The sequence below is a fragment of the Micromonospora sp. WMMA1363 genome (assembly GCF_030345795.1).
In the GTDB taxonomy this organism is placed as follows: Bacteria; Actinomycetota; Actinomycetes; order Mycobacteriales; family Micromonosporaceae; genus Micromonospora.
This window is the reverse complement of sequence record NZ_JAUALB010000001.1, coordinates 2,994,851-3,015,790: the sequence shown is the minus strand read 5'-3', so window position 1 is coordinate 3,015,790 and position 20,940 is coordinate 2,994,851. Positions and strand designations below refer to the sequence as shown.

The 20,940-nt window shown below is 72.2% G+C and carries 23 protein-coding genes and 1 pseudogene; 16 read left to right on the top strand and 8 right to left on the bottom strand.

Translation table 11 applies throughout. The features are described from left to right. Position 1: 1 nt before the first annotated feature. Entirely contained in the window at positions 2-289 is a 288-nt protein-coding gene (gene rsrA / locus QTQ03_RS13835) for a mycothiol system anti-sigma-R factor (protein ID WP_289278383.1), read from the top strand. Between the two features lie 93 nt (positions 290-382). Here the strand turns inward: rsrA and QTQ03_RS30680 are convergent, their stop codons facing one another. Next, positions 383-457: a 50S ribosomal protein bL37 gene (locus tag QTQ03_RS30680; RefSeq protein WP_370461611.1), complete on the bottom strand. Its 75-nt coding sequence runs from the start codon at positions 455-457 to the stop codon at positions 383-385. A 277-nt stretch (positions 458-734) separates the two neighbouring features. On the opposite strand from QTQ03_RS30680, the gene QTQ03_RS13830 reads away from it, so the two are divergent. Together QTQ03_RS13830 and QTQ03_RS13825 are read left to right on the top strand one after the other, a co-directional pair. Then, positions 735-950, top strand: coding sequence for a biotin/lipoyl-binding carrier protein (locus tag QTQ03_RS13830; protein WP_013735733.1), 216 nt, complete (start codon positions 735-737; stop codon positions 948-950). Next, positions 947-1,450, top strand: a complete 504-nt coding sequence (locus QTQ03_RS13825; RefSeq protein WP_289278382.1) for a GNAT family N-acetyltransferase — start codon at positions 947-949, stop codon at positions 1,448-1,450. Before QTQ03_RS13830 ends, QTQ03_RS13825 begins: the two co-directional genes overlap by 4 nt. Positions 1,451-1,653: 203 nt before the next feature. On the opposite strand, the gene QTQ03_RS13820 is transcribed toward QTQ03_RS13825, so the two are convergent. Then, the gene (locus QTQ03_RS13820) at positions 1,654-2,244 is read right to left on the bottom strand and encodes a TetR/AcrR family transcriptional regulator (protein WP_289278381.1); all 591 of its coding nucleotides are present in this window, start codon (positions 2,242-2,244) and stop codon (positions 1,654-1,656) included. Between the two features lie 103 nt (positions 2,245-2,347). Here QTQ03_RS13820 and QTQ03_RS13815 point away from each other — a divergent pair, with 103 nt between their 5' ends. After that, a complete protein-coding gene (locus tag QTQ03_RS13815) occupies positions 2,348-3,928 on the top strand; it encodes an MDR family MFS transporter (protein WP_289278380.1) in 1,581 nt (526 codons plus the stop codon). Positions 3,929-3,992: 64 nt separating this feature from the next. Here the strand turns inward: QTQ03_RS13815 and QTQ03_RS13810 are convergent, their stop codons facing one another. After that, a complete protein-coding gene (locus QTQ03_RS13810; RefSeq protein WP_289278379.1) occupies positions 3,993-5,816 on the bottom strand; it encodes a tetratricopeptide repeat protein in 1,824 nt (607 codons plus the stop codon). Positions 5,817-6,005: 189 nt separating this feature from the next. On the opposite strand from QTQ03_RS13810, the gene QTQ03_RS13805 reads away from it, so the two are divergent. The 4 genes from QTQ03_RS13805 to QTQ03_RS13790 all read left to right on the top strand — a co-directional run bounded on the left by QTQ03_RS13805 (position 6,006) and on the right by QTQ03_RS13790 (position 10,583). Further along, entirely contained in the window at positions 6,006-7,037 is a 1,032-nt protein-coding gene (locus tag QTQ03_RS13805; protein ID WP_289280820.1) for an SIS domain-containing protein, read from the top strand. A 25-nt stretch (positions 7,038-7,062) separates the two neighbouring features. Next, on the top strand, positions 7,063-8,640 hold the full coding sequence (locus QTQ03_RS13800; protein ID WP_289278378.1) for a PAS domain-containing sensor histidine kinase: 1,578 nt from the start codon (positions 7,063-7,065) through the stop codon (positions 8,638-8,640). A gap of 183 nt (positions 8,641-8,823) precedes the next feature. Further along, a complete protein-coding gene (locus tag QTQ03_RS13795) occupies positions 8,824-9,273 on the top strand; it encodes a glycosyl hydrolase (protein WP_289280819.1) in 450 nt (149 codons plus the stop codon). Beyond that, complete coding sequence (locus tag QTQ03_RS13790; protein ID WP_289278377.1) at positions 9,270-10,583, top strand: glycosyltransferase family protein; 1,314 nt, start codon at positions 9,270-9,272, stop codon at positions 10,581-10,583. Before QTQ03_RS13795 ends, QTQ03_RS13790 begins: the two co-directional genes overlap by 4 nt. A gap of 4 nt (positions 10,584-10,587) precedes the next feature. Here QTQ03_RS13790 and QTQ03_RS13785 read toward each other — a convergent pair whose 3' ends face one another. Beyond that, entirely contained in the window at positions 10,588-12,111 is a 1,524-nt protein-coding gene (locus QTQ03_RS13785) for a glycosyltransferase family 39 protein (RefSeq protein WP_289280818.1), read from the bottom strand. A 114-nt stretch (positions 12,112-12,225) separates the two neighbouring features. Between QTQ03_RS13785 and QTQ03_RS13780 the strand changes: the two genes are divergently transcribed. The 5 genes from QTQ03_RS13780 (at position 12,226) to QTQ03_RS13760 (ending at position 15,961) form a co-directional block, all read left to right on the top strand. Next, positions 12,226-12,369 (top strand): hypothetical protein, encoded by a 144-nt coding sequence (locus QTQ03_RS13780; RefSeq protein WP_289278376.1) that lies wholly within the window; start codon positions 12,226-12,228, stop codon positions 12,367-12,369. A gap of 130 nt (positions 12,370-12,499) precedes the next feature. Beyond that, positions 12,500-14,212, top strand: coding sequence for a nitrite/sulfite reductase (locus tag QTQ03_RS13775; protein ID WP_289278375.1), 1,713 nt, complete (start codon positions 12,500-12,502; stop codon positions 14,210-14,212). Then, the gene (locus QTQ03_RS13770) at positions 14,209-14,367 is read left to right on the top strand and encodes a hypothetical protein (RefSeq protein WP_289278374.1); all 159 of its coding nucleotides are present in this window, start codon (positions 14,209-14,211) and stop codon (positions 14,365-14,367) included. The genes QTQ03_RS13775 and QTQ03_RS13770 overlap by 4 nt, the downstream gene beginning before the upstream one ends. A gap of 26 nt (positions 14,368-14,393) precedes the next feature. After that, positions 14,394-15,182 (top strand): phosphoadenylyl-sulfate reductase, encoded by a 789-nt coding sequence (locus QTQ03_RS13765; RefSeq protein WP_502889860.1) that lies wholly within the window; start codon positions 14,394-14,396, stop codon positions 15,180-15,182. Continuing rightward, positions 15,164-15,961 (top strand): sirohydrochlorin chelatase, encoded by a 798-nt coding sequence (locus tag QTQ03_RS13760; protein WP_289278373.1) that lies wholly within the window; start codon positions 15,164-15,166, stop codon positions 15,959-15,961. The genes QTQ03_RS13765 and QTQ03_RS13760 overlap by 19 nt, the downstream gene beginning before the upstream one ends. A gap of 112 nt (positions 15,962-16,073) precedes the next feature. Here QTQ03_RS13760 and QTQ03_RS13755 read toward each other — a convergent pair whose 3' ends face one another. Then, complete coding sequence (locus tag QTQ03_RS13755; RefSeq protein ID WP_289278372.1) at positions 16,074-16,331, bottom strand: WhiB family transcriptional regulator; 258 nt, start codon at positions 16,329-16,331, stop codon at positions 16,074-16,076. A gap of 446 nt (positions 16,332-16,777) precedes the next feature. Next, a complete protein-coding gene (locus tag QTQ03_RS13750; protein WP_289278371.1) occupies positions 16,778-17,728 on the bottom strand; it encodes a diacylglycerol/lipid kinase family protein in 951 nt (316 codons plus the stop codon). A 43-nt stretch (positions 17,729-17,771) separates the two neighbouring features. Between QTQ03_RS13750 and QTQ03_RS13745 the strand changes: the two are divergent. Then, positions 17,772-18,160 (top strand): annotated as a pseudogene (locus QTQ03_RS13745) (hypothetical protein). 17 nt (positions 18,161-18,177) lie between these two features. On the opposite strand, the gene QTQ03_RS13740 reads toward QTQ03_RS13745, so the two are convergent. Continuing rightward, positions 18,178-18,588 carry an ATP-binding protein gene (locus tag QTQ03_RS13740; protein WP_289278370.1) on the bottom strand — a complete coding sequence of 137 codons (411 nt, stop codon included), beginning with the start codon at positions 18,586-18,588 and terminating at the stop codon, positions 18,178-18,180. 191 nt (positions 18,589-18,779) lie between these two features. Then, on the bottom strand, positions 18,780-19,184 hold the full coding sequence (gene sodN / locus QTQ03_RS13735) for a superoxide dismutase, Ni (protein WP_289278369.1): 405 nt from the start codon (positions 19,182-19,184) through the stop codon (positions 18,780-18,782). Positions 19,185-19,263: 79 nt separating this feature from the next. On the opposite strand from sodN, the gene QTQ03_RS13730 reads away from it, so the two are divergent. Together QTQ03_RS13730 and QTQ03_RS13725 are read left to right on the top strand one after the other, a co-directional pair. Further along, on the top strand, positions 19,264-19,614 hold the full coding sequence (locus QTQ03_RS13730; protein ID WP_289278368.1) for a S24 family peptidase: 351 nt from the start codon (positions 19,264-19,266) through the stop codon (positions 19,612-19,614). Positions 19,615-19,756: 142 nt separating this feature from the next. Then, complete coding sequence (locus QTQ03_RS13725; protein ID WP_289278367.1) at positions 19,757-20,932, top strand: NAD(P)-dependent malic enzyme; 1,176 nt, start codon at positions 19,757-19,759, stop codon at positions 20,930-20,932. Positions 20,933-20,940 lie beyond the last annotated feature (8 nt).

The window sequence follows — 20,940 nt, the reverse complement described above, 5'->3', positions numbered from 1 at the left end:
CGTGAGCTGTGGACAGCCGCACGAGACAGACTGCCGTGAGGTGCTGGCGGAGGTCTACCTCTACCTGGACCTGGAATGCGCCGAGGAACGCCGGACGCTGATCCGGCACCACCTCGACGAGTGCGGGCCGTGCCTGCGCGAGTACGGCATCGAGCAGGAGGTCAAGGCGCTGGTCGCCCGCTGCTGCGGCAACGAGACGGCCCCCGACCAACTGCGGGAGCGGCTCCGGGTCACGCTGACCGAGCTGGTCGTGGTCGAGAGCAGCGAGTCGCGGGAACTGGCCGACTGACGACGTGGCACACCGGTGGCCCGGGTCGGGAACGACCCGGGCCACCGGTGTGGTGTCCACCGGCTGAGCGGGCTCGTCCGCCCGGCCGCGCGTTCAGGAGTTGGGGCGCTTGCCGTGGTTGGCGGCGCTCTTCTTGCGAGCCTTCTTCTTGCGGGCCTTCTTCGCCATGGTGACCTCCTCGTGAGTGCCGTTCCGGCCGCCGGGTGCCCTCGACGCCGCGGCAGGCGCCGGCCGGCTCCGACCGCTGATGCTAGTGCCGTCACCACCGGCCGACGTCCTCCGGGGCCGATTCCGGGTACGCCGCGCTGGCGCAGCCGGCGGGCGGCCAGCCGGATCGGGCACGTCGGAGCGGATCACGGTTTCCGACCGTCCGCTCCGCGCCCACCGCGACCCGGTCCCATGATTGGATACGTCGGCAGGTAGTCGCGAGAGGGAGGGCCGGAGGATGGCCGAGGAGATCCGCGCCGAGATGGTGGCGAACGTCTGGAAGGTCGTCGCGGCGGCCGGGGACACCGTGTCCGAGGGGGACACGCTGGTGATCCTGGAGTCGATGAAGATGGAGATCCCGGTCGTCGCCGAGTCCGACGGCGTCGTGCAACAGCTCGCGGTCAACGAGGGCGACGTGGTGCAGGACGGCGATCTGATCGCGGTGATCGGTTGAGCCTTCGGGTGCGTCTCGCGGGGCCGGCCGACTTCGTCGCGGTGGCGCGGCTGACGGTGGCCGCGTACGAGGCCGACGGGCAGCTCAAGGGCGAGACCGGCTACGCCGAGGTGCTCGCCGACGTGGCCACCCGGGCGGAGCACGGTGACGTGCTGGTCGTGGTGGACCAAGCCACGGCGGCGGTACTCGGCTCGGTGACCTTCGTGCTGCCCGGCACCCGGTACGCCGAGCTCAGCGGTCCCGGCGAGGCGGAGTTCCGAATGCTCGCCGTGGATCCGGCGGCCCAGGGCCGGGGCGTCGGTGCGGCGCTGGTCGACGAGTGTGTCGCACGCGCCGCGAAGGGAGGCTGCTCCGCCGTGGTGATCTGCGTCCGGGACGGCTTCGCGGCTTCGGCTCAGCGGCTCTACCAGCGGCGGGGGTTCGTCCGCGTGCCGGCGAAGGACTGGTCGCCACTGGCCGGGGTGCACCTGCTCGCGCTGCGGCTGGACCTCACCGGCTGATCGCACCTGGGCCGGCCCGGTGCGAGCCGGCCGTCCGGCCCACGTGCTCCGGCGGGGGCGACGTGTCAGGGTGGCTGCGGTGGGACGCCCACCGTGGGTCACCCGACGCGTGGCGGTCGTCCGGCCGGTGCCCGGGGACGCGACGTGTCTGCGGTGCGGCCGGGGTGCGGTGCGGCGACCCGACCTGGTTTCGTGTGTACGGGTCAGGCTGGGTCGTCGGCCGGCCTGGGGTGGATGGCGGCGAGCAGTTCGTCGGCCACCTCCAGGGCGGTCGCCCGGCGCTCGGCGTCGCTGATGCCCGGCGTCCGCACCGCGAACCAACTGCTGTGCACGGCGAAGAGCGCCAGTACGGCGCGTAGCTGAGCGCCGGGTGAGGTGTCCCCCCGGCACAGGACGTTGGCCAGCCCGAACATTCGGTCGCGCATCTGCTTGCCAGCGGTGAGGCTCTTCAGCACCGTCTGGTTCTGCTCGAAGAAGCGCATCACTGAGGGCTGCTCGCCGGCGAACATCGTGTCGGCGTACCGGCTGATGACCGTGCGCCGGGTGGCCCGGGTTGCCGGTTGCGTCTCAGCCCAGGCGATGAGTTCGTCCATCCGGTCGAGGCGGTCCTCGACGAAGCTGCTGACGATCTCGTCCTTGCTCTTGAAGTGGTAGTAGAGCGCGGCCTTCGTCACCTTCAGCCGCTCGGCGATCTCCCGTAGCGAGGTCTTCTCGTACCCCTGCTCGGTGAAGAGCTCCAGCGCGACGGCCTTGATGCGCTCCTGCGTCCCGCCTGTGTTCTCTCTCACCCTCACCACCCGACTCGCCTGACCGGTGTCGCTACCCAACTTACCGTGCGGCTAGTAAGGTGACTAGCCGGGCGGCAAGTAAGTTACACACTCTCGGGGGAGCCTACCGATGGCCCAGGCAACCCAGGCACCGGCACGGCCGAACATCCGGCTCGTGCTCTTCAGCCTGATGATCGCCATGACGCTGGCGATGCTCGACAACATGATCGTCAGCACGGCCCTGCCCAGGATCGTGGGCGAGTTCGGCGGGTTGGACCACTTCACCTGGGTGGTCACCGCCTATGTCCTCGGTACCACCGTCTCCACCCCGATCTGGGGCAAGCTCGGTGACCTGTACGGTCGCAAGACGGTCTTCCTGACCGCTGTGGTGATCTTCCTGGTCGGATCCGCGCTCTGCGGAATGGCGGGATCCGCGCTGCTCGGCGGGCCGGACGACGGCATGGTCGAGCTGATCGCCTTCCGTGCCGTCCAGGGCCTCGGCGGCGGTGGCCTGATGGTCGGCGTGATGGCGATCATCGGCGACCTGGTCCCGCCCCGGGAGCGGGGCCGCTACCAGGGCATGATCGCCGGCGTCATGGCCATCGCCATGGTGGCCGGCCCGCTCGTCGGCGGGTTCATCACCGACCACCTCTCGTGGCGCTGGGCGTTCTACGTCAACCTGCCGCTGGGCGGCGTCGCGCTGGTGCTGCTGGTCGCCACCCTGCGCGTGCCTCGGCACCGTACCGAGCACCGGATCGACTGGCTCGGCGCCGCGTTGCTCTCGGTGGGTATCACCGGGATCGTACTGGTCACCACCTGGGGCGGCACCGAGTACGACTGGGTATCGCCGCAGATCCTCGGCCTGGCCGCTCTCGTGCTGGTGGCACTCGTCGGCTTCGCTCTGGTCGAGCGCCGTGCGGCCGAGCCGATCCTGTCGCTCAAGCTCTTCGCCAACCGCAACTTCGCGCTGATCTCGGTGGTCGGTTTCCTGCTCGGCTTCGCGATGTTCGGCGCGATGAGCTTCCTCCCGCTCTACCAGCAGACCGTGCAGGGTGCCTCGGCCACCAACTCCGGCCTGCTGCTGCTGCCGTTGATGTTCGGCATGTTGGTGGTCTCGCTGGTGGTGGGCCGGGCGATCACGCGGACCGGTCGCTACCGGATCTTCCCGATTGTCGGCGGCGCGGTGATGACCGCCGGCATGGCCCTGCTGACCCGGCTCGACGTGCACACCAGCAGGGTCGAGTCCTCGCTCTACATGGTCGTGCTCGGCGTCGGGATGGGCTTCCTCATGCAGACCTCGATGCTCATCGCGCAGAACAGCGTCGAGCAGCGCGACCTGGGCGCGGCGAGCGGTGCGGCGACGTTCTTCCGCTCGATCGGCGGTTCGTTCGGCATCTCGCTCTTCGGTGCCGTCTTCGCCAACCGGCTGGCTGGTTCGTCGGCCGGCGATTCGTTCGGCGGAGGCGGCGAGGCCGGTGTGGCGATGGACCTGGGGCGACTCCGGGACCTGCCGGCACAGGCCCGCGAGGTGATGTTCAGCGGTCTCGCCGACGCGATCTCGCACGTCTTCCTCTGGGCGGTGCTCTTCACGATCATGGTGCCGGTGCTCGCGTGGTTCATCAAGGAGATCCCGCTGCGGACTGCCGACGCGTCACACCCGGCGCCCGCCGACGAGACGGAGACGGCCGTCGCCAAGGCCCCGACCCCCTGACCCACCCGCGGAACTCGGGCGTGCGGCGACTGCGCCGGGACGCGGGCCCCGGTGTGGGGGCTGGTCAGGGGCGGCGGAGGGCGGCGGTGAGGCGCCGCCAGAGGCGGCGTAGCGATCGGGGAGCCCGCGGTGCCGGCCGGCCGGTCAGGGTGCGGGCCAGCGCCCGCGCCGCCGGGTCCAGGTCGGGGGTGGCCAGGGCCAGGTGGCCCAGGGAGGCGGCGATCGGCACCGTGCGGTCCCGGGCGGTGTGCGCCGCGTCCGCGAGCCGCTCGGCCACCACCGCGGCGACGTCGGGGCGTACCGACGGGTCGACCCAGGCGGCGGTCACCAGGGCGAACAACGCGGCCTCGGTGATCCAGTCCTCGACGCCCCAGACCAGGTCCAACAACACCTGCCGCCGGGTCGAGTCCGGCCACGGCTCGTCGGTACGGTGATGCAGCAGCCCAAGGCAGGCCCAGACCTGGACGCTGCGGGTCCACAGCGTCGGGTCCTGCTCGCCGAGCACCCGGCCCAGCGCGGTCGGCGGGGCGGCGGGCGGGTGCACGAGCAGGCCGAGTAGGTCAGCGAGGTCCAAAGTGGCCAGGGCGACGGCTGCGTCGTACGCCGCCGGCGGGTGCGGCCAGGCCGGGTGGACGAACTGCCGGAGGTGTTCGGCGGCATCCGGTGACGGCGCCGCGAGGGCGGGCGTGACCGCGTCGCCCTCGTAGCGCCACAGTCGTCTGCCGGTCGCCCGCCGGGGCTCGCGTGGGTCCGGGCCAGGCCCGTCCGTCACCTCCACGCGCAGGCGGGGCGCGGCCGAGGCGAGCGTACGCAGGGCACTCGGCGGTGCCGGCGAGACCAGCCGGACGGCGGTGCCCAGGCCGCGGCGGTCGTCGGCGAGGGCGGCGCGCAGCGCGTCGACCGTCGGCCCGACGGCGGGGGTGACCTGCCCGAGCCACGGGTGGCTGCGGCAGGCTTCGGCCAGGTCGGCGTGCTCGTGGGAGTCGTCCGGGTACTCGCGTGCGAAGTCGGCCAGCGCGACCAGGTGCCCGACGTCACCATCGCGCAGAAAGCGCAATCGGTGCGCCGTGTGCACCGCACAGTCGAAGGACGGGTCCCGGGCCAGCGCCCGGTCGATCCAGACGAGTGCTTCGTCGAGACGGCCGTGGTCGGCGAGGGTACCGGCGATGTCGGCGTACACGGCCAGGTCGTCGGGGTCGTGCCCGACGGCGCGTTCGAGCGCCGCGAGGGCCTCCCGGATTCGGCCCGCGCTGCGACATGCGTACCCGAGCCACACCTCGCCGATTTTCGACGGCTCGACACGAACCCCCCGGGTGGCCCAGCGGATCGCGAACTCGACCTCACCGACCCGCCGGGCCAGCGCGGACGCCGCGCCGAGGAGCAGGGCGTCTTCGGGGTGGACGGTGACCGCGTTGCGAGCCAGCGCGAGGTACGGGGCAAGAGCTGTCCGGCCGGACCGGGGCGCCGGATCGGGGGTGGCCGCGCAGACCTGCATGAGGATCCGGGCGATGCGGTCCGGTTCGAGGCGTTCGGCCAGGTCGGGGGCGGTCACCCAGGGCACCTCGGCCCACGGCGTCGCCGGCGCGTGGCCGGTGGCCGCGACGAGCAGGTCGAGCCCTTCGGCCGGGCGGCCGGCGGCGGCGAGCAGGTGCGCCCGGGCGACGACGGTGCCGACGAACACGTTGTGGCGCAGGGGGAACAGGTCGAGCCCGCCCCCGTCGGCGGCGGCGAAGCGGGCGAGCACCTCGTGCACCTCCGGCATGGTCGGCGCCTGTGCCAGCGCGCCTGCGACGTGCGTGGCGGCGTCAGCCAGGTCGCCGTCGGCCAGGGCCGACCGGGCCAGGGCCAGTTCCTCCGCCGCAGGCAGATCCCGTTCGTGCTCGGCCACGTCGTCCGCTCCGCTCCCGTGCTGTGCGAGGTCGGGTCGTCAGCGTAGGTGATGTTGACGGATCTTAGTGATCAGTGCGCAATGCTGTTCATTGCATTGCATTGCTCCGATCAAAGATGCAAGACTGAGCAGGAAACGCGCGGAATATGCGCACTGGGAGGAGCTTCCGTGACCCGTCCAGGAGCCGGTATGGTCGCCGACATCGACGAGCAGCCGGCGGGGTACGCCCGACTGCTCTCCACCGAGCACGCCGGGGAGATCGCCCGGGTCGCCGCCGTCATCGCCGACCGCCGTCCGCGACACGTGGTGTTCACCGCACGCGGCACCTCCGACCACGCCGCGCTCTACGGTGCGTACCTGACCGAGATCCGCCTCGGCCTGCCCGCCGGGCTCGCCTCGCCCAGCGCCGTCACCGTGTACGGCGCGCGGCCGGACCTGTCCGGTGCGTTGGTGGTCGGGGTGAGCCAGAGCGGGGGATCCCCGGACCTCACCGAGGTCCTCCGGGCTGCCCGTGTCTCGGGCGCGCTCACCCTCGCGGTCACCAACGCGCCCGACTCGCCGCTGGCCGGCGTCGCGGAGCTGAGCGTCGACCTCGCCGCCGGTCGCGAACGGGCGGTGGCCGCCACCAAGACCTACACCGCCGAGCTGCTCGCCCTTCTGATGCTGGTAGAGGGGATTCGGGCCGGCGACGGGGTACTCCCCGCCGACGAACGGGCGGCGCTCGACGCGCTGCCCGAGTTGGCCACCCGCATCCTGGCCGACGAGACCCCAACCCAGCTCGCGCCGCGCTACCGGTTCGCCGCGCAGCTGGTGACGACCGGGCGAGGGTACGCGTACCCGACCGCCCGGGAGGCGGCGCTGAAGCTGATGGAGACCTCCTACCTGCCGACGCTGGCCTTCTCCGGTGCCGATCTGCTGCACGGCCCACTCGCCATGACCGACCCGGATGTGCCGGTCCTCGCGGTGGTGGGATCCGGCCCCGGCGGGCGGTCGATGGGGGAGGTGCTGCCTCGGCTCGGTGAACGCCGCGCCGACGTGGTGGTGGTCGGCTCGGCCGACGTCTCGGGCGCGACCCGGATGGCCGTTCCCGAGGTCGACGAGCGGTACGCCCCGCTGCTGGACATCCTGCCGCTGCAACGTCTGGCCCTGGCGCTCGCGCTGGCCCGTGGCGAGGACCCGGATGCGCCCCGAGGGCTCAGGAAGGTCACCACGACGATGTGAGAGCCGGCGTGGCACGCTGGTCACCGTGTCCACGCTGCGCGACCTCGCCGAGGAGCACACCCAGCTCCGTCGGGCCGACATCGACCACCTGCACCGGATCGCGGGCGACTGGCAGTTGCTCTCCGACCTGTCCTTCGCCGACCTGCTGCTCTGGGTTCCGGTGGACGGGGACGGCGCCTTTCTGTGCGTGGCGCAGGTCCGACCGACCACCGCACCGACGGCGTACCAGGACGACCAGGTGGGCCGGATCATCGGTGGACCGGAGGTGGCGCATCTCGAGGTCGCCTACCGGCAGGGCCGGATCTGGCGGGAGGGCGACCCGGTCTGGTACGGCGATGTGCCTGCGCGGCACGAGGCGATCCCGGTTCGGTTACGGACCGGGGACGGTGAGCACGAGGTGATCGCCGTGGTCGGACGGGACACAAATCTGTCGACCGCGCGGACGCCCAGCCAGCTGGAGCTGAACTACCTGACGACCGCCGACGACCTGGCGCAGATGATCGCCGACGGGACCTTCCCGCCGTCCGGGCACCCCGGGGAGACCACCTCGGCGCCTCGGGTGGGCGACGGGCTGGTCCGGTTGGACGCGAGCGGCAAGGTCACGTACGCGAGCCCCAACGCGCAGTCCGCGTACCGCCGGTTGGGTCACGCCGCGCATCTGGTGGGCGAGGACCTCGCCGCGCTGCACCGGCGCCTCGCCGCCGACCCACTCGAGGGCACCGACGCGGCCAACGCCGCCCTCGCCGCTCTGCGCGGCGAGGCGCCGCCACGCCGCGAGATCGATGCCCGCGGGGCGACCATGCTGACCCGGGCGCTGCCGCTGATGCCGGCCGGGGTGCCGATCGGCGCGCTGGTGCTGGTCCGCGACGTCACCGAGGTCCGCCGCCGGGACCGTGCCCTGATGACCAAGGATGCCACCATCCGGGAGATCCATCACCGGGTCAAGAACAACCTGCAGACCGTCGCGGCGCTGCTGCGCCTCCAGGCCCGCCGGGTGGCCATGCCGGAGGCGCGGGTCGCGCTCGAGGAGTCGGTGCGCCGGGTCGCCTCCATCGCGCTGGTGCACGAGACGCTCGCCATGTCCAGCGACGAGGCGGTCGAGTTCGACGGGATCGTCGACCGGGTGGCCAGCGCGGCGACCGAGGTGGCCGCCACCGAGACGGTGGTCCGGATGCGCCGGCAGGGCAGTTTCGGTGTGCTCCCCGCCGAGATCGCCACGTCGCTGGTGATGGTCCTCAACGAGCTCCTGTTGAACGCCGTCGAGCACGGTTTCCCGGCCGACGGTGAGGCGGGCTCGCCCGAGGATAGTGGACCGGTGCCGGGTGGTGGCGGGTCCGGCTCCGGCGGGCCGGCCAGGGCGGGCCGGGGCGCGGCAGCCGAGGTGGTGGTGTCGGCGCACCGGTTCCGCAAGATGTTGCACGTCTCGGTGGCCGACAACGGGAGCGGGCTGCCGCCGAATTTCGACGCCGAGGGTGGCGGAAACCTCGGCCTGCAGATCGTCCGCGCGCTGGTCACCGGCGAACTGCGCGGCACGATCGAGCTGCATGCCAGTGCCAGCGGCGGCACCGAGGTGATGCTCGTCGTTCCGCTCGCCCGGCTCTGAGCCGAAGCCAGACTGGCGTGGCGCGCTCGACACCAGCAGTGTCCGACATGGCGCCTTCGGTGTCCGCTGTGGAATGGCCGGTCAGAATTTTACAAGATCTTCACCGAGACGGCGGGTTGATTTACAACCTGCGTTCCCTTCTGGGACAACACGGCCGCCGACTTCGTCGCCGCGTGGCGCCACCTGCACAAGGTCTTCGACCAGCAGGGCGCGACCAACGTCATCTGGACCTGGACGCCGAACGTCATCAACTACCTGCGTTCGAGAAAACTCAAGGCGTACTACCCGGGTGACACGTTCGTCGACTGGGTGGGCGTCGACGGTTACTACACTCGGCGGGGCCAGCAGACCTTCAGGGATCTCTTCGGGCCGACCGTCAGGGAGGTCCGGACCTTCACGAAGCTGCCGATGCTGGTCGTCGAGACCGGTTCCGAGTCCGGCTCCGGGCGGCCGGCGCACATCGAGAACCTGTTGTCGAACGTGGCCACCAGCAAGGACTTCGTCGGCGTCGCCTACTTCAACATCAACGGCTCCGGTGACTGGAACATCGACAAGGACGCGGCCACCCTGCGGGCCTTCGCCAACCAGGCGAAGAACAACGTCTACGGCTTCGATGTCAGGAAGGTGCGATGACCGCCGCGCCTGTCACGCGGCGGACCGGCCACGACACCCCGGCCGGTGTCGCGGTCGACGCCGCGCCCCGCCCCACTCCTTCTTCCACCTCGGGCTGGTGGGCCCTGCTCCCCGCCGCCGTCGCGCTGTGCGCCGGGTGGTTCCGCCTCGACACCCCGGTCGGTGTGCTGGCCGGTCTGGTCTTCGCGCTGTTCCCGACCGTCTCCCGGTACGCGCAGGAGGCCCGGTCGTACGCTCTGGTGACGTTGGCGGCCGTTGCGGCCACCTGGTTGTTCCTGCGGGGCGTGGAGCGGCCGTCCCGAAGGCGCTGGTGGGCGTACGGGATCGCACTCGTGATCATCGGGTGGCTGCACTTCGTGGCGCTGCTGGTGGCGGTCGGTCATGTCGGCTATCTCCGGCGTGCGGTTCCCGCCGAGGTCGCCCGATGGCGGTACGCGGTGACCAGCGGTCTCGCCATGCTCGGCGTGCTGCCGTTGCTGGTGCTGGCGAGCGGGCAGTCCGGCCAGATCTCCTGGGTCGACAACGACTGGGTGGCGGTGCAACGCTTCACGGAGAGCCTGACCGGGACGTACGCCATCCTTGGCATAGTGGTGACCTTCGGCGTGCTGGGGTTGGCCCTGGCCGGCCCGGTTCGGCGCCCTGCCGTGCTCATGCTGCTGGCGTGGGCGGTGCTGCCTCCGGTGATCGGCTACGTGACGTTCGCGGTGCTGCAACTCTTCCTGGCCCGGTACTTTCTCTTCACGGTGCCGGCCTGGGCGCTGCTCGCCGCCGCCGGGGCGGCCCAGTTGTTCCGGGCGGTCACCCGAGACCGAGCGACCGCGGCAGCGCTCCTCGGTGCGGTTCTCCTGCTGCCCGCGATCGGGTACGCAGGTCTGCCGGCGCACGAGCGGGTTCGGTCCGACGAGGCCGACTATCAACCCCGCTACGTCGAGGCCGTGCGTCACATCGCCGCGCGGGCCCGACAGGATGACGGGATCGCGTTCAACGACGGGTTCGGCGGATCCACGGACGTGGCCCGGAAGTCCGCCAACTACGGGTTCCGGGCGGGCCACCAGCAGCCGCGGGACGTCTTTCTCGCGCTGTCGGCCGCGGACGCCGGATGGCTGATGGCCCGGGAGTGCGTCGACGCGACGCCGTGCGTCGGCGACACCAAGCGGATCTGGCTGATCGAGACCGGACACCCGGAGGACAGCTTGGCCGGTATGCCCGCCGGCCGGGGTAGGTTCCTGCGCGATCGGTTCGAGATCCGGGCAGTGTGGCGGTTCGACCGGGTCCGGGTGGTGCTCCTGGAGCGCAAGGGGCACGGCTGACCAGCTACCTCGTCAGCAGGGCGACGGTCAGCCCCGGGCGGTGCTGTACGCGTTCGACCGCCCAACCGGCGCGCAGGGCGCCGCCCTTGGCGCCCGGTACGGCGGCGATCGGATCGCTCCGCCGGCCGGCAACCACGAGCCAGAGGCGGTCGGCGCCGGCCAGGCACTCGTCCGGGCGGGTGCACTCGGCAGCCCACAGGTCCCCCCGATGCGCCTGGTCTACCGTGGCCAGCACGTCCCGCGGTCGGTGGTCGCCAAGGTGGTACTCCAGACCCAGGTCGAGAAAGAGCCAGCTCTCCCGAGGCGAGTAGACGATCACATCACCCGGGCGTTGACCGTCGACGACGATCCGGGCGGCGCCGGCGTAGTCGATCGGCGCGGACCGCGGCCACTCGTGCGTGCGGCGCAGCGCCGCCTGGTCGGGCAGGCCGAGCGCCCCGGCCAGGGCCACCACGGCCAGTGCCGGAAACACCGGCACGGTGGCCAGCGCCGCGGCGGCCAGCAGGCAGCCGAACGGCACCACGAAGACCAGGTAGCGCGGCACCCAGAGCGGGACGAGCACACCGGCGGCGAAGACCAGCAGGATCGGCAGGATCACGGCTGTCCCGGGCAGCAGTGCCCGCCGGCCAAGCCGGACCACGCCGAGCGCGGCGAGCCCGACCAGCAGGCCGCCGACCACTCCGCTCTGTGCCACCCCGCCGGCGAGGCCGGCCAAGTCCGCCGGACGGGCGGCGTCGACCCAGTCGAGCTGGCGGGCGCGCTGGCCCCGGGCGACCAACACCAGCGGGCCCACCAGCAGCGTCGCCGGCAGCAGCGCGAGCAGCCAGGCCGTGACGATCCACCAGCCGGCCGGCGTCGCGGCACCGGCCGGCGGTGCCGTCCGGTCCGGTGTGCGGGTGACCGGTGCCGTCGGCTCGCGGGCCGACGGCCGGGCGTGGCGGGCCGCCGCGAGCACCACCACCCCGTGTGCCGCGAGCAGCGTGAGGGCGACCAGGTGGGTCAGCCCGAGCGCGGCCACGGCGGCGGCGTATCCGGTCCAGCGGGCGAGACGGCCGACGGGCCGGGTCCCGGGTGGCGGACCCAGCGCGACGACCAGGAGCAGGGTCGACAGCACGGCGAGGAAGGTGGCCAGCGCGTACGGGCGGGTCTCCTGGCCGTACCGGGATGTGCCGGGCAGTACCGCGAAGAGCAGCCCGGCGAGCAGCCCGACCCGCCGCCCGTGGTGCCGGGCGCCGAGTACGGCGGTCAGGGCCGCGGCGCCGGTCATCGCCAACGCCGCCGGCAGGCGCAGCGCGGCCACCGAGTCGCCCGCGACGGCCACCCAGGCGTGCATGAGCAGGTAGTACGGCCCGGTCGCGGCGTCGATGGTGCCGGCGAGCCGGAGCAGGTCGCCGATCGAGCGGGTGGCCGCACTCCACGTCGCCAGCTCGTCCCGCCAGAGCTGCGCCCGGTCGAGCCCCGTGAGGGTGACCGCGAGCGTGAGCAGTGCCGGCGGCAACCACACCGGCAGCCGCCGCATCACGGACATACCGTCCACGTCGCCGAGCCTCGCACACCACAGCCGCGCCGGGGGCGAAGCGGTCCACGTGCTCCGCACCAACTGCCGCCGCCGTCGACCTCCTGCCCTTCCTCGGCCCGTGATGTGGGATCTCGCACGTACGCGTTGGCCGGCCCGGTGACGCTGTGGCAGCATGTCGTCATGACCGCCGCTGTCGTCCGCCGCTTCGTGGCCCGCCGCCACGTCGACTACGGCCGTGTGCGCAGCGCGATCTGTCCGGCCCACTGACGACGCCCGATCCATCCGTCTCGGGCGCTGCGCGCCGGCTTTCCGACACCGTTGTCTCCAGCCCGACTGCTCGGGCCGCCGCCGCGCCCGCGCATCCACCGAGCCACACCAGACAACGGAGGACGCCGCGATGGCGGTCAGCAGCATCCCGGCCCGGCCCGAGGATCCGACAGCCCGTCCCGTCCGGGCCCCTCGCCGGCAGCGAGGGGAGGGCCAGTGGGCGCTCGGCCACCGTGAGCCGCTCAACGCCAACGAGCGGATCAAGAAGGACGACGACCCGCTGAACGTGCGGGCCCGAATCGAGAACATCTACGCCCACCGGGGCTTCGCCTCGATCGACCCGCAGGACCTGCGTGGCCGGTTCCGTTGGTGGGGCCTCTACACGCAGCGCAAGGCAGGCATCGACGGCGGGCGTACCGCCGTGCTGGAACCGCACGAGCTGGAGGACGAGTTCTTCATGCTCCGGGTGCGGGTCGACGGCGGCCAGCTCAACCTGGCCCAGCTCCGGGTCGTCGCGGACATTTCCCGCGAGTTCGCCCGGGACACCGCCGACATCACCGACCGGCAGAACATCCAGTACCACTGGATCCGGGTCGAGGACATGCCGGAGATCTGGCGCCGGCTGGAGTCGGTCGGGCTGCAGACCACCGAGGCGTGCGGCGACTGCCCCCGGATCGTGCTGGGCAGCCCGGTCGCCGGGGTGGCCCGGGACGAGCTGCTGGACCCGACCCCGGCCATCGACGAGATCGTTCGCCGGTACGTCGGCGACAGGGAGTTCTCCAACCTGCCCCGGAAGTTCAAGTCCTCGATCTCCTGGCTCGTCGACACCCCGTACGAGGCGAACGACATCGCGTTCCTCGGCGTCGAGCACCCGGAGCACGGGCCCGGCTTCGACCTGTGGGTTGGTGGTGGCCTCTCCACCAACCCGATGCTCGCCAAGCGGTTGGGCGTGTGGGTGCCGCTACCCGAGGTGCCGGACGTGTGGGCCGGTGTGGTCGGCGTCTTCCGCGACTACGGCTACCGCCGGCTGCGCAACCGCGCCCGGCTGAAGTTCCTGGTCGCCGACTGGGGGGTGACGACGTTCCGGGAGGTGCTGGAGAAGGAGTATCTCGGGCGGGCCCTGCTGGACGGGCCGGCGGCGGACCTGCCGGCGAAGCCGGTCGACCACATCGGCGTGCACCCGCAGCGCGACGGGCGCCACTATGTCGGCGCCGCGCCCGTCGTCGGCCGGGTCTCCGGCAGCCAGCTCGGTCGGCTCGCCGACGTCGTCGAGGCGCACGGCAGCGACCGGGTGCGGCTCACCCCGTACCAGAAGCTGCTGGTGTTGGACGTGCCCCCGGAGCGCACGGATTCCCTGGTCGAGGGGCTGCGCGGGATCGGTCTGGAAGCCCGGCCCTCGGCCTGGCGGCGCGGCACCATGGCCTGCACCGGCATCGAGTACTGCAAGCTCGCCATCGTCGAGACCAAGGTGCGGGGCGAGGACCTGGTGGCCCGGCTGGAGCAGCGGCTGCGGGACTTCGACGCCGACATATCCATCCACCTCAACGGTTGCCCGAACGCCTGCGCCCGCACCCAGGTCGCCGACATCGGTCTCAAGGGCCAGCTGGTGGTCGGCCCGGACGGCCAGCAGGTGGAGGGCTTCCAGGTGCACCTGGGCGGCGGCCTCGGGATGGCGCAGGGGCGCACCGCCGGTTTCGGTCGGAAGCTGCGCGGCTTGAAAGTCACCGCCGCGGAGCTTCCGGAGTACGTGGAACGGCTGGCCCGCCGCTACCTGGCCGGCCGGAACGAGGGTGAGACGTTCGCCAACTGGGTGATCAGGGTCGACGAGGAGGAGCTGAGATGAGCGAGTCCCGGTCCGTGCCGCTGTACTGCCCGTACTGCGGTGAGGAAGACCTGCGGCCGAGCGAGTCCGGGCACGGCCGCTGGGAGTGCCATGCCTGCGCGCGGGTCTTCACCGTGACGTTCGCCGGTCTGCTCTCCCAGGCGGTGGCCCGGTGAGCGCGCGGAGTGCGGGTGTCGGCTCCGTGGCCGGGTGGGCGGCGCCGGAACCGGCAGGACCCACCTCCGCCGTGAACCTCGGCCTGGTCGGGATCGGTGGCCCGCCCCCCGTCGAGGCGCGGCGGCGCGACCCGGAGGAGTTGCGGGCGCTGGCCGAGGAGGCCGGCCGGGAACTGGAGGGCGCTCCCGCGCTGGAGATCGCCCGCTGGGCCGCCGAGACCTTCGGCGACCGGTTCTGCGTCACCAGTTCGATGGCCGACGCCGTGCTGGCCCACCTGGTCGCCCGGGTCGCACCCGGGGTGGACGTGGTCTTTCTGGACACCGGGCTGCACTTCCCGGAGACGCTCCGGGTCCGCGACCGGGTGGCCCGTACCCTGCCGGTCACCGTCCGGTCGATCCGACCCCGACTGACCGTGGGCCAGCAGGACGGCGAGTACGGCCCCCGACTGTTCAACCGGTCCCCGGACGACTGCTGCCAGCTGCGTAAGGTGGAGCCGTTGGAGCGGGCGCTCGCCGGCTACGACGCGTGGGCCGCCGGCCTGCGCCGGGACGAGTCGCCGACCCGGGCGAACACGCCGGTGGTGACCTTCGAGGCCAGCCGGGGCAACGTCAAGGTGAACCCGATCGCGGCGTGGTCGCAGGCCGACGTGGACGCCTACATCTCCCGCTGGAACGTGCCGGTCAACGACCTGTTCAGGCGCGGCTACGGTTCGATCGGCTGCTGGCCGTGCACCCGCCGTACCAGGGCGGGGGAGGATCCGCGTGCCGGTCGCTGGGCGATGTTCGAGAAGACCGAGTGCGGCCTGCACGTCTGACCGGCGCGGCGGGTCCCGGTGTGGCCTCGTGCCCGGACCCGGTGGTCCTGGTCGCCCACGGCAGCCGGGACCAGCGGGCCGCTGCGGCCACCCGGGCGCTGGCCCGTGCGGTGGCCGCCGCCCGACCCGGCCTCCGGGTGCTGCCGAGCTGGCTCGACCACACCGAGCCGGGCCCGACCGAGGTGCTGCGAGAGCTGGGTGCCGCCGGGCATCCCCGGGCGGTTCTGGTGCCGCTGCTGCTCACCGCCGCCTACCACCGACGGGTGGACATCCCGGTGGCGGTGGCCGCGGCCCGAGAGACGGTGCCGGGCCTGGCGGTACGGGTGACCGACGTGCTCGGGCCGGTGGTCGCCGGCGTCGACGACGCGCTCCTGGCCGGGTTGCGGCGGCGGCTCGCCGAGGCGGGGCCCGGCGGGTACGACGCGCTGGTGCTGGCAGCGGCGGGTACCCGCGACCCAGCCGCCCGCGCCTCGGTGGGGCGGGTCGCGGCGGCCCTTCGTATGGCGCTGGGCGCTCCGACCCGGGTCTCCTACGCCTCCGCGGCGCCACCGGCCGCCGGTGCGGCCGTGGCCCGCCTCCGGGCGCGTGGCGCGCGGCGGGTGGCGGTGGCGGCGTACTTCCTCGCCCCCGGGCTGTTCCATGACGCGGTCGCCGCGGCGGCCCGGGGCGCCGGTGCCGTGGCGGTGGCCGCTCCCCTCACCGACGCTCCCGAACTGGCAGACCTGGTCCTCCGCCGCGTGGCCGCGACACAAGGAAGGCAGCTCTTGACGGCTCGGTAGCGGTCCCCTGTCGGACAGGTGGGATCGACGACGGTGCCTGCCGCCGAATCCTGCCCCGGGCAGCAGAACGCCCCGGCGGCTGGGCCGTCGGGGCGTGTGCTCTGGTTCGTGGTCAGGCGGAGTGAGCGCGCAGCACTCGGAGGCCGCCGCGACGCTTGACGGCGCGCCGCTCCTCCTCGCTCATCCCGCCCCAGACGCCGGCGTCCTGACCCGACTCAAGTGCCCACTGCAGGCACTGGTTGGTCACGGAGCAGCGCCGGCAGACGGCCTTGGCCTGCTCGACTTGCAGGAGAGCCGGACCGGACGTCCCGATCGGGAAGAACAGCTCCGGGTCCTCGTCGCGGCAGACAGCATGGTGACGCCAGTCCATGGCGGCAACACTCCTCATTCTGGATGGGTGGCAGATAGTGCAGTGGTGCTTTTCCTGTATGCGTCCGCAGTGCCGGCCGTCACGGTTCGCGTGCGACTATTCGGCACTGCGTGAGCAGGCTGTTGGCCCCGGGGACCTGCTGGAACGGCTCAACCTGTTGAGCATGTCCAGGCAATGTCCCGGTAACTCAAGTTCGCTTGTGAATACTTTCACGAACGCTCGGGATGTCAAGAGGTGACGCTCGGAAAAACTCCGTGCGGTGAGCAAGCCCACAGCCCGTTTGTCCGAGTTTGTCGGTGATCCGGTTACCCGGAGTACCACAGCCGGGGATCAATGTAGTACATTCCGCGTGACAATGCTGACATTTCCGGCACTCCCTCTCGGCGTGGCGGCCGTCGCCGTGGGTGCGACGGGCCCGTCGTTCAACCAACGGGAGTACCCGAGACCTAGCAGATTACTCTCAGTGCCGCCGGTGCGGACGAAAATCTGACTTTCTCCCGCTCGCCCAGGTACTCGCCGTCGAGTTGGAGCGCCTGTGGACGGTTGGCCACCAGGGTGAACTCGGTCATGTCGTGTAGCCGGAGCACCTGCCTGCCGTGCGGGTCCGGCTGGTGCGAGAAGAACTGACTCACCGTACGTGTCGTGCTGGCTACCCGGAGCTGACGAAGCGCGAACACGTCCAGCCCCAGGTCGAACGAGGCCTCCGGGTTTGGATTCACCTCACGGTCGCCGACGTACGTCCACGGTGCGGTGTTCTGGATGACGACGGTCGCGAGCTGCTCCTCGGTGGCGTCGCCCGGCCGCTCCAACGCGATCGCGGGGCGGCGGCGGTCCGAGCCGAGGAAGTACTGGGCGACCGTCGACCGGAAGTAGAGCGCGGGGGTGGAGACCCGCCCGCGCCGGCGGGCCCTCTCCACCCGATGGATGACGGCCGCGTCGAGGCCGAAGCCGGCGCAGAACGTGAAGTAGCGATCGTCCGCCCGGCCGAGGCCGATCGTGCGGTGTCGGCCCAGGCGCAGCCCCTCGAGGATCATGCTGGCCCCTTCGGGCCACTCCCGGGGCAGGCCGAGGGCGCGGGCGAAGACGTTCGTGGATCCGCCCGGCACGGTGGCGAGGGCGGGCAGCCGCTCGGCCGGGGACACCCCGGTCGGTACGCTCGGCAGCCGCGCGGACATCAGGCCGTTGACCACCTCGTTGACGGTGCCGTCGCCACCGAGCGTGACCACCAGGTCCACGCCCTCGTCAGCCGCCTCCCGGGCGAGCATCGCGGCGTGACCCCGGCGTCGGGTGTACCGCACGGAGAGGTCGACTTCACTGCGCAGCGCGCGGACCAGCACGTCCCGGCTGCGTTCGCTGGTGGTGGTGGCCTTCGGATTGACCACCAGGACGGCCCGCATGCGCGGCACTGTACCGCGCCGTGCCCCGGGTATCGTGACGCGCGTGACCATCGCCTCCGACCCGATCCCCGGTCCGCTCCGGTGGGCCGTCCTGCTGCTGCGCGCCGAGGCGGTCGCCGTCGGGCTGGTCGCCGCCTGGTTGCTCTGGGCCGACCTCACGGCGTCTGCCGCCGACCTGGCCTCGGCCCTGCTCGTGACGGCGTTCGCGGCCGCGGCGGCGGCGGCCCTCTGGGCGTTGGGCGGGGCGTTGGCCCGCCGGCGGGCCGGTGCCCGGGCGCCGGCGATCGTGCTCCAGCTCATGCTGCTGCCGATCGGTTGGTTCATGCTCCAGGGTGGGCTGGGCTGGCTCGGCGGGCCACTGATGGCGCTCGGTCTCGCCGTGCCGGCCCTACTGGTGAGCAGCCCGACAGCCGTGCCCTCGGCTTCGAGTGAGCCCGGCCGGGGCGGGGTCAGCCGGAGGCGCGGCAGGTCAGTAGCGATATGGTCGCGCGGCCGTCGGCGGCGGTCGCCGTCGCGGACGTGGTCAGCGCGGTGAGCACCTTCCAGGCGAAGGACGACTCGGCCGGCAGCTTCGCCCCGCCGACGGTCGGCACGGTGACCTCGACGGTGAGCGTGTCGGCGGTCACCGCGAACCGACAGCCCAGTTCGGCGTCGCGGGTGGCGATCGCGAGCAGCATGGCGCACGCCTCGTCGACGGCGATGCGCAGGTCCTCGATCTCGTCGAGGGCGAACTGCAGTCGTGCCGCGAGCCCAGCGGTGGCGGTGCGGAGCACCCCCAGATAGCCCCCGTCCGCGGGCACCGTCAGGTGCACCACGTCGTCGTCGTCGTCGATCGTCGGCTGGCCGGTCGTTGGGGTCACGCGTCATCCTCCCGGTCGCGGACTCTACCCGCTGGCCGGTTCGCGCGGGGTGGGGCGCGACCACCCGGGGCCGTGTCGCGGGGCGCCCCGGTTCGCCGCCGGACCGCGCACCGGACCGCGCACCGGGGCGCCAACGGCCGGCACGTCCGCGGGACGTGCCGGCCGGGTACCCGGTGCCGGTGCGCCAGGCGTCACGCCTTCTTGGTCTCCCAGAAAATCTTCGAGATCTCGTCGATCTTCTGGAGCAGGTCGTCGGCCTTGGCCGGATCGGTGGCGCCCTTGGCACCGGCCGCGCCGGCCAGCTTGGTGGCCTCGTTGAACAGCTGGTGCAGGTGCGGGTACTTCTCGAAGTGGGCCGGCTTGAAGTAGTCGGTCCACAGCACCCACAGGTGGTGCTTCACCAGCTCGGCCCGCTGCTCCTTGATCAGGATCGCCCGGGTGCGGAACTCCGGGTCGGTGTTGGCCTGGTACTTCTCGCAGATCATTTTGACCGACTCGGCCTCGATCCGGGCCTGCGCCGGGTCGTAGACGCCGCATGGCAGGTCGCAGTGGGCACTGGCGGTCACGCGGGGCGTAAGGATGCGCGGAAGTCGCATCAGGGTCCTCCATGGGAAGTTTGCGATGATCCAGGACGACCTTACTCCTGGAGCCGGTACCCGGTGGAGGTGAAATGCGATGCCCGCGCAGCCGCCGGGGACGGGGTTCCGACCGCGCTGGCCGCTGTCCGCCGTACTCGTGACCGGTCCGTCGATGTCGCCCACGCTGCGGCACGGCGACGCGGTGCTGGTGCTGCGCGGTGGTCGTCGCATCCGCCCGGGTGACGTCGTGGTGGCGGTCTTCCGCAGCCGCCCGGACCTGCTGGTGGTCAAGCGCGCGGTCCGGGCGGAGAGCGGGGGCTGGTGGTTGTCCGGCGACAACCCGTTGGTCACCGACGACTCCCGGGCGTACGGGGTGGCGGACGTGCGGGGACGAGTGGTGGCGCGCTACTGGCCGCACCCCCGATTCTTCAGCCGGCGTCGAGTATGACCCTACTCACATCCGTTGGCGGCCCCCGACACTATGCTCGGCAGGTGTCCGGGTGACCCCCCGCACCTCGCACCGCCGTTCGTCGCTTCACCTCGCGTCCTGACCGGCCGGTCCGTCTGCTCGACAGATCCTGGAGTCACCAATGCCATCGTCCACCGTGGACCCCGCTGATCCCGTCTTCCGGCTACATCAGGGCGGCAAGATGGCCGTCGCCTCGACCGTTCCGCTCACCAGCCGGGAAGACCTCTCCCTCGCCTACACCCCGGGCGTGGCCCAGGTGTGCGAGGCGATCGCCGCCGACCCGCGCCTCGCAGCCGAATACACCTGGACGGGGCACACCGTCGCGGTCGTCACCGACGGCTCGGCCGTACTCGGCCTGGGCAACATCGGCCCGCGCGCGGCGCTGCCGGTGATGGAGGGGAAGGCCGTGCTGTTCAAGCAGTTCGGCGGGGTGGACGCGGTACCGGTCTGCCTGGACACGCAGGACGTGGACGAGATCGTGGCGGCGGTGCGTGCCCTCGCACCGTCCTTCGGCGGGATCAATCTGGAGGACATCAGCGCCCCGCGCTGCTTCGAGATCGAGCGGCGCCTGGACGAGGCGCTGGACATCCCGGTGTTCCACGACGACCAGCACGGCACCGCCATCGTCGTGCTCGCCGCGCTGCGCAACGCGGCCGCGTTGCTCAACCGCAAGCTGGGCGACCTACGGGTCGGCGTGAGCGGCGCCGGCGCCGCCGGGGTGGCGGTGACCAAGATGCTCGTCGCCGGCGGCGTGAACCCGGAACAGGTCGTCGTGTGCGACTCCCGGGGGATCATCGGGCGACACCGCAAGGGGCTCACCGGCACGAAAGCCGAGCTGGCTGAGCTGACCAACGCCGACGGCCGGGAGGGTGACATCACGCGAGCGCTGCGCGGCGCCGACGTGCTCATCGGCGTCTCCGGCGGGCAGATCCCGGAGTCCGCGGTCGCCGGCATGGCGCCCGGCGGGATCGTCTTCGCCCTGGCCAATCCCACCCCCGAGGTGCACCCCCAGGTGGCGGCCCGGCACGTCGCGGTGGTCGCCACCGGCCGCAGCGACTACCCCAACCAGATCAACAACGTGCTCGCGTTCCCGGGAGTGTTCCGCGGCGCGCTGGACGCGCGGGCCACCCGGATCACCGACGGCATGAAGGTCGCCGCCGCCGATGCGATCGCCGGGGTGGTGGCCGAGTCGCTGACGCCGGAGGCGATCGTCCCGTCCCCGCTCGACCCGCGGGTCGCCCCCGCGGTCGCCGAAGCGGTGGTCGAGGCCGCTCGCCGGGACGGCGTGATCCGCTAGCACCGCGA

Bases quoted from the DNA above. Each gene is read 5' to 3' on its own strand.
- QTQ03_RS13830 (WP_013735733.1), top strand. From the start codon at position 735: ATGGCCGAGGAGATCCGCGCCGAGATGGTGGCGAACGTCTGGAAGGTC.
- QTQ03_RS13815 (WP_289278380.1), top strand. From the start codon at position 2,348: ATGGCCCAGGCAACCCAGGCACCGGCACGGCCGAACATCCGGCTCGTG.
- QTQ03_RS13805 (WP_289280820.1), top strand. From the start codon at position 6,006: ATGGTCGCCGACATCGACGAGCAGCCGGCGGGGTACGCCCGACTGCTC.
- QTQ03_RS13790 (WP_289278377.1), top strand. From the start codon at position 9,270: ATGACCGCCGCGCCTGTCACGCGGCGGACCGGCCACGACACCCCGGCC.
- QTQ03_RS13785 (WP_289280818.1), bottom strand. From the start codon at position 12,111: ATGTCCGTGATGCGGCGGCTGCCGGTGTGGTTGCCGCCGGCACTGCTC.
- QTQ03_RS13775 (WP_289278375.1), top strand. From the start codon at position 12,500: ATGGCGGTCAGCAGCATCCCGGCCCGGCCCGAGGATCCGACAGCCCGT.
- QTQ03_RS13770 (WP_289278374.1), top strand. From the start codon at position 14,209: ATGAGCGAGTCCCGGTCCGTGCCGCTGTACTGCCCGTACTGCGGTGAG.
- QTQ03_RS13755 (WP_289278372.1), bottom strand. From the start codon at position 16,331: ATGGACTGGCGTCACCATGCTGTCTGCCGCGACGAGGACCCGGAGCTG.
- QTQ03_RS13750 (WP_289278371.1), bottom strand. From the start codon at position 17,728: ATGCGGGCCGTCCTGGTGGTCAATCCGAAGGCCACCACCACCAGCGAA.
- sodN (WP_289278369.1), bottom strand. From the start codon at position 19,184: ATGCGACTTCCGCGCATCCTTACGCCCCGCGTGACCGCCAGTGCCCAC.
- QTQ03_RS13730 (WP_289278368.1), top strand. From the start codon at position 19,264: ATGCCCGCGCAGCCGCCGGGGACGGGGTTCCGACCGCGCTGGCCGCTG.
- QTQ03_RS13725 (WP_289278367.1), top strand. From the start codon at position 19,757: ATGCCATCGTCCACCGTGGACCCCGCTGATCCCGTCTTCCGGCTACAT.